Source organism: Listeria immobilis, assembly GCF_014322845.1.
Lineage (GTDB): Bacteria > Bacillota > Bacilli > Lactobacillales > Listeriaceae > Listeria > Listeria immobilis.
In genome coordinates, this window is sequence record NZ_JAASUA010000003.1 from 206,354 (window position 1) to 223,808 (window position 17,455).

Genomic DNA, 17,455 nt, shown 5'->3' on the forward strand with positions numbered 1-17,455 from the left:
TCGAAGTTTTACAAGTGAAAGGGAAGTAAAACCAGAAGGTGATAATAAAAAAATTTATAATCTTAACCAAAGATAATTGGGATGATTATGGTTATAAGACATCTTTTTTTTATTGATTTATTTACGAATGATAAGTTTGAGGAAATAGGAACAATACGAATATTACATAAAGATAAACATAGAACTGGTTCTGTAATTCCAAACCAATTTACTAGATTAAATGATGAATTTATTTCGCTAGGAATGAACAAAGAATTTTATAGTGAAATAATTAATGTTTTAGGAAAAACAAGGGCGCTCTCAGTATTAGAAGAACTACATGATATTTCTATTATTGGGCTGGATAATAATCCTTATTTTGAAATTAACAATCAAGGAATTCAAGATTCTTTTTTTCGAAGTTCAGATGCTAGATACTTATATGAGGAGGTATTGAAGGTTTATTTTACACTCCCTCAGAACAACTTAAAGAAATGGTAATTAGTAAAAAAGAAAAAGAGTTTCTTTTTGCAATCTCAAAAATCAGACTAGATTTATACTTAAAGTGGGAGTCTCTAGAAACTCATTTCTTCTTTATTTCACAAAGGATACAATGATTTTAAAACTCGAATCGATAATAAACCTTATTTTAAACAAAATTTTTAGCTCTTCGAAAAAATTAAAAAAATATTCCTTGCTCTGTAATGCATTACATATTCTATAGTTAAGAAGTAAATTATAAATGTGAGAGGAGATACACAAAAATGACAGAATCAAAATTTCCTAAAGATTTTTTATGGGGTGGAGCAGTTGCTGCAAACCAATGTGAAGGAGCTTATCTTGAAGATGGCAAAGGACTTTCACTTGTAGATATCCTTCCAACAGTAGAGGACGGACGTTGGGAAGCTTTATTCAATCCATCGAAAGCGCTTGCTACAGATTATGGTTTTTACCCAAGTCACGAATCCATTGATTTTTATCATCGTTATAAAGAAGACATTAAATTAATGGCGGATATGGGATTCAAATGTTTCCGGATGTCCATCAGCTGGCCACGTATTTTCCCAAATGGTGATGAAGCGAAACCAAATGAAAAAGGATTAGCATTTTATGATGCAGTTTTTGACGAATGTCATAAATACGGCATCGAACCTATTGTTACAATTAACCATTTTGATACACCACTTGAAGTTTTCAAAAAATATGGTGGGTGGAAAAACCGTAAATGTATTGATTTTTACTTAAATTTCTGTGAAGCGATTTTCACACGTTATAAAGATAAAGTAAAATATTGGATGACATTTAACGAAATTAACATGATTCTTCATCTTCCATACATTGGTGGCGGTTTAGATGTTACTAAGGAAGAAAATCCGGAAGAAGTGAAATATCAAGCGGCGCATCACCAACTAGTTGCATCAGCTCTTGCAACAAAACTTGGTCATGAAATCAACCCAGAAAATCAAATCGGTTGTATGCTTGCTGCGGGAAACACGTACCCAATGACATGTAATCCAGAAGATGTTTGGAAATCAATTGGTGCTGATCGTGAAGGATACTTCTTCATTGATGTTCAATCACGCGGTTACTACCCAAGCTATACAAAACGCTTCTTTAAAGAAAACAACATCAACATCAAAATGGAAGATGGCGATGTAGAAGCTTTACGTGATCACACAGTAGACTATATAGCATTCAGTTACTATTCTTCCCGTCTAACTAGTGCAGATCCTGAGAAAAACAAAGAAACAGAAGGCAACGTATTCGCAACACTAAAAAACCCATACCTAAAAGCAAGCGAATGGGGTTGGCAAATTGATCCACTAGGTCTACGTATTACAATGAATACCATTTATGACCGCTATCAAAAACCACTTTTCATCGTGGAAAATGGCTTAGGTGCAGTGGACACAGTAGAAGAAGACGGTTCAATTAATGATGATTACCGTATCGACTACATGCGCGAACACGTACGCGAAATGGGTGAAGCAATTGAAGACGGCGTAGAACTTCTTGGATACACACCATGGGGCTGCATCGACCTTGTCAGCGCAGGCTCTGGCGAAATGAAAAAACGTTATGGCTTTATCTATGTTGATCGTGATAACAAAGGTAACGGAACACTTGACCGCTCGAAGAAAAAATCATTCGACTGGTATAAAAAAGTAATTGAAACAAATGGTAAAGAAATCGATTAATAATTAAAAAACCCCCATCTTCTAGCGTGAAGGTGGGGGTTTTAAGTGATATTATTTATTGGCATTTTCTTCTTTTTCAATTTTAAATCCAGACTTAAATAATAGGATATTCAGCAGAAAACAAAGGTAAAACAGCCGGATTATAAAAAAACGGAGAATGCGAAATCTTAGGTTTTAACTTATCTCGAGGACATTAATTCTTCCCAAATAAAATTATTTTAAAAAAAGGCTTGCAACCGTTTTCTTTATATGATATATTTATCTCATCACAAAGGATTGTTACCAATTCATTGGGCAAAACCTAAGCTGATTTGTAGGACACGTGTATGCGTGAAGTCCTCGAATGAGCTTAGGTTTTTCTTTTTGCCCAAAAAACCAAAAAGAGGAAGGAAGTCGTCAAAATGAAATACGAACAGTTAGCAAAAGACATTTTGAAAAATGTTGGCGGTAAAGAAAATATCAACAGTGTTTTCCATTGTATTACCAGACTTCGGTTTAAACTGAAAGATGAGAGTATTGCAAACACTAAAGAAATCGAAAAACTTGATGGAGTAATTTCCGTAATTAAAAGTGGTGGTCAATACCAAGTTGTTATTGGTAACCATGTACCAGATGTATTTAGTGCAGTATTAGCCGTTAGTGGTATCTCTGCTGAAGGCGCTGAAGATAGTAGTTCAGAATCAGGTGGAAATATTTTTAACCGATTTATTGATATGATTTCCGGTGTATTCACTCCAGTTTTAGGTGTGTTAGCTGCAACCGGTATGATTAAAGGTTTCACAGCGATGTTCTTAGCATTTGGTTGGCTAACCGAAACATCAGGGACTTATATTTTGCTTTATGCAATTGGGGATTGTTTGTTCTACTTCTTCCCAATATTCCTAGGTTACACAGCAATGAAAAAATTTGGTGGGAATATATTTATTGGGATGGCTATTGGTGCATCGTTAGTTTATCCGACACTTGCTGGCGTTTCTGCAGGTGATCCAATTTATACTCTTTTCGGAGGTACTATTTTTGAATCTCCAATTCATATAACTTTCTTAGGAATTCCAGTTATCTTGATGTCTTATGCATCTTCTGTTATTCCGATTATCATAGCAGCATACTTTGGTTCTAAAGTTGAAAAAGGTTTCAAAAAAATCGTTCCAGATGTAGTAAAAACATTCGTAGTTCCATTCTGTACATTATTAGTAGTAGTCCCACTAACTTTCCTAGTTATTGGTCCAATTGCTACATGGGCAGGTCAGTTACTTGGAGCAGGTACCATTTGGGTTTATCATTTAAGTCCAGTTGTTGCTGGTTTACTATTAGGTGGTTTCTGGCAAGTGTTCGTTATTTTTGGACTTCACTGGGGTCTTGTACCAGTGGCAATCAACAACCTCACAGTACTTGGACACGATCCGATTTTAGCAATGACATTCGGAGCATCTTTCGCACAAATCGGTGCGGTACTCGCAGTATTCTTTAAAACTAAAAATACAAAAATTAAATCTCTTAGTATCCCAGCATTTATTTCCGGTATCTTTGGTGTTACTGAGCCAGCGATTTACGGGGTTACTTTACCACTGAAAAAACCATTTATCATGAGCTGTATCGCTGGTGGTATTGGTGGAGGAATTATTGGGTTTGCAGGAGCTCAAAGTTATATTATTGGTGGTCTTGGAATTTTCGGTATTCCGAGTTTCATTAAACCAGGTGCGGGAATTGACAGCTCACTTTGGTGGGTGTTCATCGCAATCGCTATCAGCTTTATCCTTGGTTTCATCCTAACTTATGTACTTGGATTCAAAGACCCAGCGGAAGCAGTAGTGGAAGAATCTAACACAGTTGAAGGTGAAACTTTAATCGAACGTGAAACAATTCCAGCTCCAGTAGTTGGCGAAATCGTTACTTTAGCAGACGTAAAAGACGAAGCATTTTCATCCGGCGCACTTGGTAAAGGTGTTGCAATTATCCCTTCTGTAGGACGGGTAGTCGCTCCAGCAGCAGGAACAGTAACAACCATTTTCCCAACAGGTCATGCAGTTGGTATTACAACAAATGACGGTGCAGAAGTACTGATTCACATTGGTATGGACACAGTTCAATTAGAGGGTAAATTCTTCACAGCACATGTTAAACAAGGTGATACGATTGAAAAAGGTCAATTATTAGTTGAATTTGATATTGAAGGCATTAAAGAAGCTGGATATGATGTAACAACTCCAGTAGTCATCACAAACTCAGGTTCCTATCTAGATGTAATGATTACTGATTCTAAAGAAGCTAAATTAGAAGATCGTTTAATCACACTAGTAATTTAATCATACTAATTAAGCAGCTTGGGCGGAAATTGCTCAAGCTGTTTTTTATGTTATACTGAGAAAAAACTAGGTGGTGGAGTTATGTTGAAAACGGGAGATAGTATTGGGATTATTTGTTGCTCTGATGGTAGGAGAGTTGCGGATAAAGAGAGAATTACTGATTTAGTGCGTATTTTAGACGCCGAATTGGAATTGAAAACTCTTTTTGCTAAAACTATTTTTCAAATGGATGACTCGCCGTATAGTGGGACTGCGGAAGAACGGGCGACGGAATTAATGCGATTGTATACGAACCCTGAAATTAAAGCTATTTTTGATATTTCTGGTGGGGATGCTGCGAATCAAATTTTACCTTATCTCGATTTTGATATTATTCGTGAATCTGGAAAGCCTTTCATTGGTTATAGTGATTTAACAGTAATCCTGAATGCTATTTATACAAAAACAAAACAGATGGGATATAATTATTTACTGTTAAACTTAGTTGGAAGCGAGAGCGTATTACAGTTGGAGCAATTCAGACAAGTGTTTTTTGAAAATAGACTAATGATTACTGGAGAATCCATTACTAATTTTGAATGGAGTCATGCAGAGGTAATTGGTGGGAATATTCGTTGTTTTTTAAAGTTAGCTGGGACAGAATTTATGCCAGATTTTTCAGGCAAACTTATTTTATTAGAAAGCCTAGGAGGAAGAGAGGCCAAAATAGCATCGTATCTGGCCCAATTAGAGCAACTAGGAGCTTTTTCTAAGTGTTCAGGTCTGATTATCGGTGAATATTCAGAAGCCGAAAAGAATGGAGAATACGGCAAAATAGGCCACTTATATCAAGAACTAGGTCTAAAATATAAATTGCCTATTTTTCGCACAGCTGAAATTGGACATAGCGCGGCAGCAAAACCATGCTTAATTGGAGCAAAAGTTAATGTTTCACGTGAAACATTAACAAATTTTTAATAAAATCATCGTTAAATGTTCATATTTAATCGGTAATATAGTATTTGTAAGCAAGGAATGCAATTAGTTTTACTCCCTTTTTGCTAATTGTAAAATTCCTTAAAATCCTAAACTCCCTTTTTGTGGCCGGCGTAATTGCCGGTCTTTTTTTGTTTTCTAAGCTGATAACTACCCATTTTTTTGTTAAAATGATAACATAAAAGAAAATGCGTAATTAAAAGGAGTTTTTGTCATGAAAGTTGAAGGATTGCTGGGATTTTTAGGGGCGGCACTTGGTATTGGTTTTAGTTTGATGGTACTGGTTATTCCTGATATTTCACAAGCTTTAGAAGAGGAATCGTTTTTCTTCTATATGTTAACGATTGGTTCGCTTGTGCTTTCAGGTGTTGGGCTTGCTGGTTCGTTTGTAGTGTCGAATAAACCGCGTCTTGGTGGCGCAATGATGGTTGCTGCGGCAATTGGCTGCACAATGTCCATTTCCATAATGTTCTTACTACCAATCGTGCTACTTGCTGTTGGTGGACTAATTGCATTAATCAATTATGAAGAAGCTGCTTCCGTAGAGGAATAAAATTGAAACGCCGTCTGGGCTTACCAGGCGGCGTTTTTTAGTGATTTATTAGGAGGACGAAAAATGAATGGGAAATGAAATTCGCTAATAAATATCAGACATCTTTTCGTAGGATTATTCTTTTCAATTGCTCGCATATTATTATCATATATAGGCTGGAGAAGACCTTTTGATAGCAGGGGTTTTGCCAGTCTCCTTTTTTGCCCATGTCACATGTTACGCAGAATGTAACGAGTTACAGGGTGATTCCGCCTGTTCTTAAAACCTGAAAACGTATTCAAAAATAAGTTTATTTGTACTATGATGAGCATGTGGCAAGGAATTACTCGAGTATGCCCAGATAATATGTAGAAAATAAACTGTTGAGGTGACAAAAATGAACAAAAAAAGAGACTTTATCGATACGAAAGATTTTTCTAAAGAAGAAATACTATTTATGATAGAAATTGGTCGTAAAATGAAAGAATCTATTAAAAATGGTCATTATCCACAACTTTTAAAACATAAAACACTAGGTATGATTTTCGAACAATCATCGACGAGAACACGGGTATCTTTTGAAACAGCGATGACACAACTTGGCGGACATGCTCAGTACTTAGCGCCAGGACAAATTCAACTTGGCGGGCACGAATCAGTAGGTGATACAGCGAAAGTTCTTTCCAGATTGGTAGATATTTTGATGGCACGTGTAGAACGGCATCAAACAGTAGAGGAACTTGCGAATACTGCAGCAATTCCAGTAATCAACGGGATGAGCGATTACAATCACCCAACACAAGAGCTAGGTGATGCGATTACTATGTTTGAACATCTTCCAGCAGGCAAGAAAATTGAGGATTGCAAAATTGTTTTTGTTGGGGATGCTACCCAAGTTTGTGCATCGACCATGTTTATGGCGACTAAATTAGGAATGGATTTTGTTCAATTTGGCCCTAAAGGATTCCAACTAAGAGAAGAACATTTGAAAATTGCCGAAGAAAATTGCAAAGTATCTGGCGGAAGTTATTTAATTACAGAAGATGCGGATATTGCACTTAAAGATGCGGACTTTATTTATACAGATGTATGGTATGGCTTATATGAAGCAGAACTTTCTGAAGAAGAAAGATTGAAAACTTTCTATCCTAAATATCAAGTGAATAAAGAGCTAATTAGTAAAGCGGCCCCACATGTGAAATTTATGCACTGCTTGCCAGCTACTCGTGGCGAAGAAGTGACAGATGAAGTTCTGGATGCGCCTTATTCTGTTGTCATCGATGAAGCAGAAAATAGATTGACTGCGATGAGAGCGCTACTTGTATATTTCATGAATCCATATGTGAAGGAAGCTGGTTTTGCGGTAGCAGAAAAATATGATGCAGAGCTAGAACTATTGCTTAGAAATGGCGCTGGTTTATAAGATACCAAAATAAGGAGGAGAAGAAAGTCTTAATAGCTTTCTTCCCCCCACTTAAAAAAAGGAGTGGGCATTTTGGAAAAAAAGAAATTCAGGTTATTTGATGCAGTTCTTATGGCTGTCTGCGTTGTCTTAGTTGTGGAATCAGCCGCACCGGCAGCAGCGATCGGGTCGTCTCAGTTTTTCTGGTGGATTGCACTCTTAATATTATTTTTCTTACCATATGGGCTTGTCTCAGCAGAACTTGGGACAACCTATGATGATGAGGGCGGGATTTATGATTGGGTGAAACGAGCATTTGGACGAAAATGGGGTGCCAGAGTTGCTTGGCTTTACTGGATTAATTATCCAATTTGGATGGCAAGTTTAGCGGTGTTATTTGTAGAAGTAATTACTCAAATTTTTCCAATATCATTTGGGACGCCGGTTTCGATATTGATTCAACTCGTTTTTGTTTGGATTGTTGTTATTATTAGTTGCTATCCAGTGAGTGATAGTAAATGGATACTTAATATTGCAGCGTTTTGTAAAGTAGCGATCATGCTATCTCTTGGTGTGCTTGGAATTTATTTTGCGGTTACAAAAGGGCTTGCAAATGACTTTTCTGGAAAAGCATTGCTTCCTACTTTTGATTTAGAAAGTCTATCTTTTATTTCCGTTATTTTATTTAACTTCTTAGGTTTTGAAGTTGTTACAACGCTTGCAAGTGATATGGAAAATCCGAAAAAACAAATTCCACAAGCAATTATTTATGGTGGGATTTTGATAGCTTTCTTCTATTTATTAGCAGCATTCGGGATGGGGGCAGCAATTCCGACTTCTGAACTTTCCACATCAGGAGGCTTAATTGACAGCTTTATCATGCTGATTGGTGGAGTTAACCCGTTTGTTATTATTATTGGGATTATGTTTATGTATACACTGGTCGCAAACTTAGTATCATGGGCACTCGGCGTGAACTATGTGGCTATGTATGCATCGAAAAACAAAGATTTACCAGCTGTTTTTGGGAAAACAAATCCGAAAAATGATATGCCAACGGGGACTAGTATTTTAAATGGTGTCGTTGCTTCAGTGTTAATCGTTGCAGCACCTCTTATTCCAAATGAAAATATTTTCTGGGCATTCTTTGCTTTGAATGTCGTTGCTTTACTAGGTTCATACATCTTGATGTTCCCAGCTTTCTTGAAATTACGCAAGATTGATCCAAATCGCGAACGTCCATTTAAAGTTCCTGGTGGAAAAATTTTACTTTACTTAATGACATTTGTACCAATGATTTTACTTATTATTACGTTAATTTTCTCGGCGGTTCCTTTAAACGGGTCTAGTGCAGAATTAAATGAAAAGATACCAATCTTGATAGGAACAGTTGTAGCAGTTATTGTAGGTGAAGTTTGTATTTGGCTTGCTGGTAAAAGAATAGATAAAGGAGAGATAAAAAATGAAAACGATTGATAGTTCATCTAAAAAAGATGGTTTCAGAATGCCAGGTGAATTTGAAAAACATACTGGTTGCTATATTATTTGGCCAGAACGACCTGATAATTGGCGTTTAGGTGCCAAACCAGCCCAAAAAGCATTTGTGGATGTAGCAACAGCCATTTCAAAATTCGAGCCTGTCACAGTAGTTGCAAGTTCTAGCCAATATGTAAATGCTAGATATATGATTCCTGATGAAATTCGTGTAGTAGAGATGGATAATGATGATGCTTGGGTACGCGACTGTGGTCCAACATTTGTTATTAATGATTCTGGAGATGTTCGTGGTGTGGACTGGTCTTTTAATTCATGGGGCGGTTTAGTGGATGGTTTATACTTCCCGTGGGATAAAGACGACCAAGTGGCTCAAAAAATATGTGAACTCGAACGAAAAGATCGTTATCGTTTAGCGGACTTTGTACTTGAAGGAGGTTCGATTCATGTGGACGGTGAAGGGACACTTGTTACAACAGAAGAATGCCTGCTATCAGAAGGACGTAATCCCCAACTATCGAAAAAACAAATTGAAATGGTACTTAAAGAATATTTAAACTTAGAAAAAATTATTTGGCTAAAAAGAGGTATTTATTTAGATGAAACAAACGGACATGTAGATAATATTTTTAATTATGTTCGTCCAGGTGTTGTTGCGCTTGCGTGGACAGATGATGAATCTGATCCACAATATGAAATTTCCAAAGAGTGTTTTGATATTTTATCTAATGAAACGGATGCAAAAGGGCGCAAATTGGAAGTCCATAAAATTCATGTGCCAAAACCAATTTTAATTACGGATGAAGAAAGCAAGGGTGTGGATGCGGTAGAAGGAACATTACCGCGTGAGGAAGGCGATCGTTTGGCTGCTAGTTATATTAACTACTATACTGCAAATGGTGGCGTAGTTTTCCCATTATTTGATGATCCAAATGACGAATTAGCACGTGAAAAACTGCAACAGCTTTATCCAGACCGTGAAGTTGTTGGTGTTAAGGCGAGAGAAATTTTACTTGGCGGCGGAAATATTCATTGCATTACGCAACAAGTGCCAAGAGGATAAGGAGAGAGCCATAATGAAGCGAAAAATAGTCGTGGCACTTGGCGGAAATGCAATTTTGTCTAGTGATGCCAGCTCAAAAGCACAACAAAAAGCCTTGGAAGAAACGGCGGAATATTTAGTTCAATTTATTGAAAACGGGGATGACTTAATTATTTCGCATGGGAATGGTCCTCAGGTGGGGAATTTGATGTTGCAACAACACGCGGGTGCATCAGAAAAAAATCCGGCAATGCCACTCGATACTTGTGTAGCAATGACGCAAGGGAGTATCGGATACTGGATGCAAAACGCACTTGATAAAGCTTTCTTAAAACATGGTATTGATAAAGTGGCGGTTTCTTTAATTACACAAGTTGTTGTTGATAAGAATGATGCTGCTTTTGAAAACCCAACCAAACCAATTGGACCGTTTTTAAGTAAAGCAGAGGCTGAAAAAGAAATGACGGAAACAGGTGCCATTTTTCTGGAAGATGCTGGTCGTGGTTACCGTAAAGTTGTACCTTCGCCGCGCCCGCTTAGTATTAAAGAGTATAAAGTTATTAAGCAACTCGTAGATAGTGGAGTCGTAACAATCTCTGCAGGTGGCGGTGGCGTTTCGGTGGTAGAAGAGGGACTGGATTTAACAGGGGTTGAAACGGTTATTGATAAAGACTTTGCATCTGAAAAATTAGCTGAATTAATCGGCGCAGATTTGTTGGTCATTTTAACAGGGGTAGAGAATGTTTATATCAATTACAATCAGCCCAATCAGAAAAAACTCGAAAAAGTAACTGTTTCGGAATTAGAAAAATATATCAGCGAAAAACAATTTGCTGCAGGAAGCATGTTGCCGAAAATCGAGGCAGCTATAGCGTTTGTCAAAGAAAGACCAGATGCTAGAGCTATCATTACTTCGCTTGAAAACATTGGCGCGATGCTTGAACATGAGGCGGGAACGGTAATTGTTGCAGGATAGTAGAATAGAGGCGGAAATCCGGGTAATTTTTACTCGGTTTTTGTCTTGTACAATTTTATTTCATGTATAATATGGTTAAGATGTTTTAGGAGGAGAATAAGGATGGGACAACGGAATGGGTTGCCAATAGAGGATGGGTTTAGAATGCCTGGAGAATACGAACCTCATGTTGGATGTTTCATGATTTGGCCAGAACGACCTGATAATTGGCGACTTGGGGGGAAACCGGCACAACAAAATTATAAAGATGTGGCCATTGCAATTTCAAAATACGAGCCGGTCACGATGTTTGTATCAGGCAATCAGTATAAAAATGCTCGTAATGCACTACCAGATACTATTCGCGTTATTGAAATGAGCAATGATGACGCATGGATCCGCGATTATGGACCAAGTTTTTTAATTAATGACAAAGGTGCTATGCGGGGTGTAAACTGGGGATTTAACGCATGGGGAGGGCTTCTCGATGGTCTCTATTTTCCGTGGGATAAAGATAACCAAATGGCAAAAAAAATATGTGATTTAGAAAGAATGGATTATTATTCACCAGAAAATTTTATTTTAGAAGGTTGTTCTATTCATGTAGACGGCGAAGGAACGCTCGTAACAACGGAAGAATGTCTTTTATCAGAGGGGCGCAATCCGCAATTAACTAAAGTTGAAATTGAAGCAACCTTAAAAAAATACTTTAATGTAGAAAAAGTTATCTGGTTAAAACATGGTTTTTATTTAGATGAAACAAATGGACATATTGATAATATTTTTAATTTTGTTGCGCCTGGCGAGGTTGTGCTATCATGGACTGACAACAAAAGCGATCCACAATATGTAATTTCCCGCGAATGTTATGAAATTTTGACTAATGAAACCGATGCAAAAGGAAGAAAAATCAAAATTCATAAATTGTATTGTCCAGATCCAGTATTAATTACACAGGCGGAAAGTGAAGGAGTAGAAGCAATAAATGGAACGTTTCCAAGGCAAGCGGGAGATAGGTTAGCTGCTAGCTATGTGAACTATTACACAGCGAATGGCGCAATTATTTTCCCGCTTTTCGACGACCCAAAAGATAAAGATGCTTCGGAACTACTTGGAAAACTATACCCAGATAGAGAAATTATTGGGATTAAAGCACGTGAGATTTTGTTAGGCGGCGGAAATATTCACTGTATCACACAACATATCCCTGATAAAACCGCGATGCGTGGATAAAAAGGAGACCTGAAAGTATGGACTTTTTCGAAATTTCCAGCAAGACTGTAGCTTCTCTTACTCGAAATGAACGAATTTTGTTTGATTATGTAGTAAAAAATATGAATTTAATTAAAAACCAAAGTATTCGTGAGGTTTCTGCAGAATGCTTTGTTTCAACAACCACTTTTTTACGTTTTGTACGAAAATTAGGGTTTACCGGATATAGCGAGTTTACAACCGTTCTTAAATTTACTTTACTAGGAAATACGGAACTAAAACCATCTCCGTTTGTTGTGGAACAATCCGATTACCGAGAAGAATACCTAAAAAACATTATGGAATCAGTCCGAGTTTTAGAACCAAGTAAAATCAAGCAAATCACGAAAAAATTAGCAAATAAGCCGAGAATTTATATTTTTGCTAAAGGGTTAAGTAAACACGCAGCAAAATATATCAAATATCTTTATACAATGAGTGGTTTTTTAGTAGAATTTCCAGAAGACTATCAGTACCGACAAGCGGTTCTTCCTCATATTGGCAGTGATGATTTAGTTTTTATCCTTACATACGGCGGACATGATATTGAATTAATACAAACCGCCCAAAAATTGAAAAATCGCAGTTTGACCCCAATGTTAATTTCTATTACAGGTGCAGATAATAATATTATTCAAAATATGAGTGACATTAATTTATATATCTTCACAGATGAAATTGAAATGAACAATTTAGATATTACTTCGCGAATTTCGACCATTGCTATCATGGAACTTGTTTTATATCAGTTTATGGAGGACGAAACTAATACAAAATAATTTTTGAAAATAGATAAATACATCACAAGTCTGATACACGCTGGGCTATTTTGTGGTAAAATGAACTTTGACTAAAAAAAGAAGAGGAAGTGAGCGCCTGGTGGATTTTATTACCTTCATCATTGATTTTATTTTGCACATTGACGAACATTTAGTGGAGATTATAAATAATTTTGGAATTTGGACTTACATCATTTTATTTTTGATTGTATTTATAGAAACTGGATTAGTAGTATTTCCATTTTTACCAGGGGATTCATTACTTTTTGCTGCAGGAGCTTTATCTGTTTTAGATGGTTCAATTTTACATATTGTCCCACTAATAATCACACTTTGGTTAGCAGCGGTTCTTGGAGATACAGTAAACTATCACATTGGTAAGAAAATCGGAACATCCATACCCGAAGATAGTTGGTTTGGAAAATTAATTAATAAAGAGAAAATGGAAAAAGCAGAGGCATTCTTCAATAAACATGGTGGAAAAACTATTTTTATTGCTAGATTTATGCCATTTATCCGTACTTTCGCGCCATTTGTTGCCGGGGCAAGTCGGATGAATTATCGCTATTTCTTAAATTACAATATTTTAGGAGCAACAGTATGGGTGCTAATTTGTACGTTAGCTGGTTACTTCTTTGGGAATTTCCCAATCGTGAAAGAAAATTTCTCATTAGTAGTTATCGGAATTATCGTTGTATCAGTCATTCCTATGGTTGTATCATATATTAGAAGTAAAATTGGCAAGAAAAGCGCGGAGTAATTTCCGTGTTTTTTTATTTCCCGGGAAATGCACTGAGTAAAAAAATCATTTTTGGGGTAAGTGGATAGGAAGAGGTGATGGAAGTGGAAAATATATTAAATATTACATCTGAAATTGGCCGACTGAAGACAGTTCTTGTAAAAAGACCAGGATCTGAGCTGGAAAATATCACACCAGAATATTTGCAATCTTTACTGTTTGACGATATTCCTTATTTAAAAATGATGCAAAAAGAACATGATTATTTTGTGAAAACAATGCAAGATGCTCAAATCGAAGTTCTATATTTAGAAAAACTAGCTGCTGAAGCTTTACGGGAATCTGGAAATAAAGAAGCATTTCTTACAAAGATGATTCAAGAGTCCTACCAAATGGATGCGAGCGCACTTTATGTTCGAGATTATTTAATGTCTTTTAATGAAGCTGAGATGATCAATAAGCTTATGTCTGGTCTGAAAAAATCAGAAATTCCTGAACGGAAAAAGAAACACCTAAATGAAATGATGGAAAAGCAATATCCATTTTTCCTAGATCCACTTCCAAATCTATATTTTACGCGAGATCCTGCTGCAGTGATTGGAAGCGGCGTGACAATCAATAAGATGTTCCAACCAGCTAGAAGAAGAGAGTCAATGTTTATTGAACTGATTTTGCAACATCACCCAAGATTTAATAAACAAGAAATTCCAATTTGGATTAATAGAGAGGCGCAGTTTCCAATGGAGGGCGGCGATGAATTAATCCTTAATAACGAGACTATCCTTATTGGAGTATCCGAGCGGACTGATGCACGTGCGGTGGAGCAACTGGCAGAAAATTTATTTAGTCGAGGGGCAGAAATCAAGCGTGTTCTAGCTGTTGAAATCCCTGAAACAAGATCATTTATGCATTTAGATACCGTTTTTACAATGGTGAATTTTGATCAATTTACCATCCATCCAGCCATTCAAAATAAGCAAGGTGAACTCAATGTCTATATTTTGGAAAAGAGCGAAAATGGACTAGAAATTACCCCCCGTAAAGACTTTCAACAGGTTATTGCTGAAGTGCTACAGGTACCAGAAGTCGATTTTATTCCTTGTGGTGGAGAAGATGTCATCGTATCGGCAAGAGAACAATGGAACGATGGGGCTAATACACTTGCAATTGCCCCGGGAGAAGTAGTTACATATGATAGAAATCAAGTATCGAATGACCTCTTAAGAAGTGCGGGAATTAATGTCCATGAAGTAATTAGTTCAGAACTTTCTAGAGGTCGTGGTGGTCCTAGATGTATGTCAATGCCAATTGTTCGAGAAAATTTATAAACTGCCACTAAAACATAGAAATACCAACCAAAAAACAACTTTCACAAAAATGATTGTCGTCTGTTTTTTGATATGCTATAGTATTTTCAAACCAGAAATTTTCGAGAAATATCTTGCTGGTTAGTTAGTGCTATGATATAATATTTTATTGTGAGTAATTATAAATTATTCCTTGCTCGCTCTTGATTTGAAGGCTTGCTAAAGGCAGTCAACATTTCAAGGATATGGTATGTTTTCATATCTTATCAGAGCCGCTTAAGACCACAAGGAGGTGTAGAGTAGATGGCTAGAAAGTACGAAATTATGTACATTATTCGCCCTAATATTGAAGAAGATGAGAAAAAAGCTGTTGTTGAACGCTTTGACGGAATCTTAACTGAAAATGGCGCGGAGATCATCGAATCAAAAGAATGGGGTAAACGTCGATTAGCATATGAAATCAATGACTATCGTGACGGTTTTTACCACATCGTGAAATTAAATGCTGATAAAGCAGATTCTATCAACGAATTTGACCGTTTAGCAAAAATTTCTGATGATATCGTTCGTCACATGGTAATTAAAGAAGAAGCTTAAGAATTTATTCAAGGTTTGAGGCCTTGATTTACTAAACGAGAGGAGGTTGGTTTTGCATGATGAATCGTGTTGTACTTGTAGGACGTTTAACGAAAGATCCTGAATTACGTTATACTCCGGCTGGCGTGGCTGTTGCGACTTTTACATTAGCTGTAAATCGTACGTTCACTAACCAACAGGGGGAACGAGAAGCTGACTTTATTAATTGTGTTGTTTGGCGTAAACCAGCAGAAAACGTTGCTAATTTCCTGAAGAAGGGAAGCATGGCAGGTGTTGATGGCCGCGTTCAAACTCGTAATTACGAAGGAAACGACGGCAAACGTGTTTATGTAACAGAAATTGTAGCTGAGAGTGTACAATTCCTTGAACCGCGTAATTCTAATGGCGGTGGCGGAAATAACTATCAAGGCGGCAATAATAACAACAATAATTATAATAACGGCGGAAATAACTTCGGGCAAGCGACTACTAATAACGGTGGATTCGGACAGGACCAGCAACAATCTCAAAATCAAAATTATCAATCCACTAATAATGATCCTTTTGCAAGTGATGGTAAGCCAATCGACATTTCTGATGACGATTTACCATTCTAAAATCATTTTAGCGGTTTGAACTTTAAGATAGGAGGAATTTTCAATGGCTGGAGGACGCAGAGGCGGACGCCGTCGGAAAAAAGTATGTTACTTTACTTCCAATGGTATTACGCATATCGACTATAAAGATGTAGAACTTCTTAAAAAATTCGTTTCCGAACGTGGTAAAATTTTACCTCGTCGTGTAACTGGAACAAGCGCTAAATATCAACGTAAACTTACTGTTGCTATTAAACGCTCACGCCAAATGGCTTTATTACCATTTGTTGCTGAAGAAAAATAAGTTAAATTTAACAGTCTAGAACTCGTTTCTAGGCTATTTTCTTATAAAAATAGACCTTAAGACAATTAAATTTAAGACTTAAGAAGGACGTTTGTGACAAAAGTTCATGTTATTCTTGTTATAGAAATTATAAAACGCACAGGGGGAAACAAATATGTATAAAAAATTAGCAACAGTAGGAGTAGCAGTATTATTAGTAGGGGCCTTGTCAGCATGTAGTTTTAATGATGATAAAGGTACATCTTCAAATAATAGCAATAGTAGCGGAGAGACAAGTAAAAGTAGCAGTAATGATAGTAGTTCAACAGAAAACTTGCAAAACAAAGATTTTGATATGAGTTATGAAGATGCAGTAAATGCTTTTAAAGAAAAACATAGTGATGCAGAAATTTCTAGTATAGAATTAGAAAAAAATCTAGGAAAATATGTGTACACAGTGGACGGTATTTCAGATGATAATGAATACGAAATGAAATTTAACGCAGAAACAAAAGAGCAGCTAAGTGACGAAACGGATCGTCTTGATGGGGAAGATGCCGGTGGAGTTGAAAAAGCTAATGAAAAACTTGACTTAGATGGTATTAAAACGCCAAAAGAAGCAATGGACAAAGCGGTTAGTGAGCAAGCTGGCGAAGTAACAAGTTGGACTATTGAAAGAGAATTAGATACAACTTATTATGAAGTAACAGTAAGACAAGACAACAATAAATATGAAATCAAACTAAATGCAAAAACATTAGATGTTCTTCAAACAGAACAAGACGACTAATAGATATGAAAACAGCCTGTAATTATTATTTTACAGGCTGTTTTTTTGTAAAAATCGACACTAAAATTATATATTAATATAGGAGATTAAGCCCTGATACTATATCTTTTTACTCATTTGAAAATTCTGAATTGTATTCTAAAAAATGCTGATTTTGCCATTTTTTAGTCGTTCATGACAAGAATCGGACATTTCATTACATTTTTGGTTATTATGAGTAAATTCGTTGTAAAATATTAGTGGAGGTGAAT

Annotated in this window: 17 protein-coding genes; all 17 read left to right on the top strand. The window is 36.5% G+C overall.

Going from position 1 to position 17,455, the window contains the following annotated elements; genetic code table 11:
• Nucleotides 1-81 precede the first annotated feature (81 nt).
• A complete protein-coding gene (locus tag HCJ45_RS05760; RefSeq protein WP_143211483.1) occupies nucleotides 82-480 on the top strand; it encodes a hypothetical protein in 399 nt (132 codons plus the stop codon).
• A 263-nt stretch (nucleotides 481-743) separates the two neighbouring features.
• On the top strand, nucleotides 744-2,177 hold the full coding sequence (locus HCJ45_RS05765; protein WP_185380435.1) for a 6-phospho-beta-glucosidase: 1,434 nt from the start codon (nucleotides 744-746) through the stop codon (nucleotides 2,175-2,177).
• Between the two features lie 401 nt (nucleotides 2,178-2,578).
• The gene (locus HCJ45_RS05770) at nucleotides 2,579-4,483 is read left to right on the top strand and encodes a beta-glucoside-specific PTS transporter subunit IIABC (RefSeq protein WP_185380436.1); all 1,905 of its coding nucleotides are present in this window, start codon (nucleotides 2,579-2,581) and stop codon (nucleotides 4,481-4,483) included.
• Nucleotides 4,484-4,564: 81 nt separating this feature from the next.
• Complete coding sequence (locus HCJ45_RS05775) at nucleotides 4,565-5,440, top strand: S66 family peptidase (RefSeq protein WP_185380437.1); 876 nt, start codon at nucleotides 4,565-4,567, stop codon at nucleotides 5,438-5,440.
• Nucleotides 5,441-5,672: 232 nt separating this feature from the next.
• Nucleotides 5,673-6,011: a DUF4064 domain-containing protein gene (locus HCJ45_RS05780; protein WP_185344336.1), complete on the top strand. Its 339-nt coding sequence runs from the start codon at nucleotides 5,673-5,675 to the stop codon at nucleotides 6,009-6,011.
• A gap of 376 nt (nucleotides 6,012-6,387) precedes the next feature.
• Nucleotides 6,388-7,413 carry a putrescine carbamoyltransferase gene (gene ptcA, locus HCJ45_RS05785; protein ID WP_038406361.1) on the top strand — a complete coding sequence of 342 codons (1,026 nt, stop codon included), beginning with the start codon at nucleotides 6,388-6,390 and terminating at the stop codon, nucleotides 7,411-7,413.
• A gap of 69 nt (nucleotides 7,414-7,482) precedes the next feature.
• Nucleotides 7,483-8,868 (top strand): APC family permease, encoded by a 1,386-nt coding sequence (locus HCJ45_RS05790; RefSeq protein ID WP_185380493.1) that lies wholly within the window; start codon nucleotides 7,483-7,485, stop codon nucleotides 8,866-8,868.
• Nucleotides 8,855-9,949, top strand: coding sequence for an agmatine deiminase (gene aguA, locus HCJ45_RS05795; protein ID WP_185344338.1), 1,095 nt, complete (start codon nucleotides 8,855-8,857; stop codon nucleotides 9,947-9,949). The genes HCJ45_RS05790 and aguA (HCJ45_RS05795) overlap by 14 nt, the downstream gene beginning before the upstream one ends.
• Before the next feature lie 13 nt (nucleotides 9,950-9,962).
• Complete coding sequence (gene arcC / locus HCJ45_RS05800) at nucleotides 9,963-10,904, top strand: carbamate kinase (protein WP_187124222.1); 942 nt, start codon at nucleotides 9,963-9,965, stop codon at nucleotides 10,902-10,904.
• Between the two features lie 102 nt (nucleotides 10,905-11,006).
• Nucleotides 11,007-12,116 carry an agmatine deiminase gene (aguA, locus tag HCJ45_RS05805; protein ID WP_187124223.1) on the top strand — a complete coding sequence of 370 codons (1,110 nt, stop codon included), beginning with the start codon at nucleotides 11,007-11,009 and terminating at the stop codon, nucleotides 12,114-12,116.
• A gap of 17 nt (nucleotides 12,117-12,133) precedes the next feature.
• Entirely contained in the window at nucleotides 12,134-12,913 is a 780-nt protein-coding gene (locus HCJ45_RS05810) for a MurR/RpiR family transcriptional regulator (RefSeq protein WP_187124224.1), read from the top strand.
• 100 nt (nucleotides 12,914-13,013) lie between these two features.
• A complete protein-coding gene (locus tag HCJ45_RS05815; RefSeq protein WP_185344346.1) occupies nucleotides 13,014-13,673 on the top strand; it encodes a DedA family protein in 660 nt (219 codons plus the stop codon).
• 77 nt (nucleotides 13,674-13,750) lie between these two features.
• Nucleotides 13,751-14,980 carry an arginine deiminase gene (gene arcA / locus HCJ45_RS05820; protein WP_187124278.1) on the top strand — a complete coding sequence of 410 codons (1,230 nt, stop codon included), beginning with the start codon at nucleotides 13,751-13,753 and terminating at the stop codon, nucleotides 14,978-14,980.
• Between the two features lie 282 nt (nucleotides 14,981-15,262).
• Nucleotides 15,263-15,556, top strand: coding sequence for a 30S ribosomal protein S6 (gene rpsF / locus HCJ45_RS05825; protein WP_003718123.1), 294 nt, complete (start codon nucleotides 15,263-15,265; stop codon nucleotides 15,554-15,556).
• 56 nt (nucleotides 15,557-15,612) lie between these two features.
• Nucleotides 15,613-16,152, top strand: a complete 540-nt coding sequence (gene ssb / locus HCJ45_RS05830; protein WP_185344350.1) for a single-stranded DNA-binding protein — start codon at nucleotides 15,613-15,615, stop codon at nucleotides 16,150-16,152.
• Between the two features lie 43 nt (nucleotides 16,153-16,195).
• Nucleotides 16,196-16,435 carry a 30S ribosomal protein S18 gene (rpsR, locus tag HCJ45_RS05835; protein WP_003721669.1) on the top strand — a complete coding sequence of 80 codons (240 nt, stop codon included), beginning with the start codon at nucleotides 16,196-16,198 and terminating at the stop codon, nucleotides 16,433-16,435.
• Between the two features lie 154 nt (nucleotides 16,436-16,589).
• Nucleotides 16,590-17,204: a PepSY domain-containing protein gene (locus HCJ45_RS05840; protein ID WP_185395699.1), complete on the top strand. Its 615-nt coding sequence runs from the start codon at nucleotides 16,590-16,592 to the stop codon at nucleotides 17,202-17,204.
• Nucleotides 17,205-17,455 lie beyond the last annotated feature (251 nt).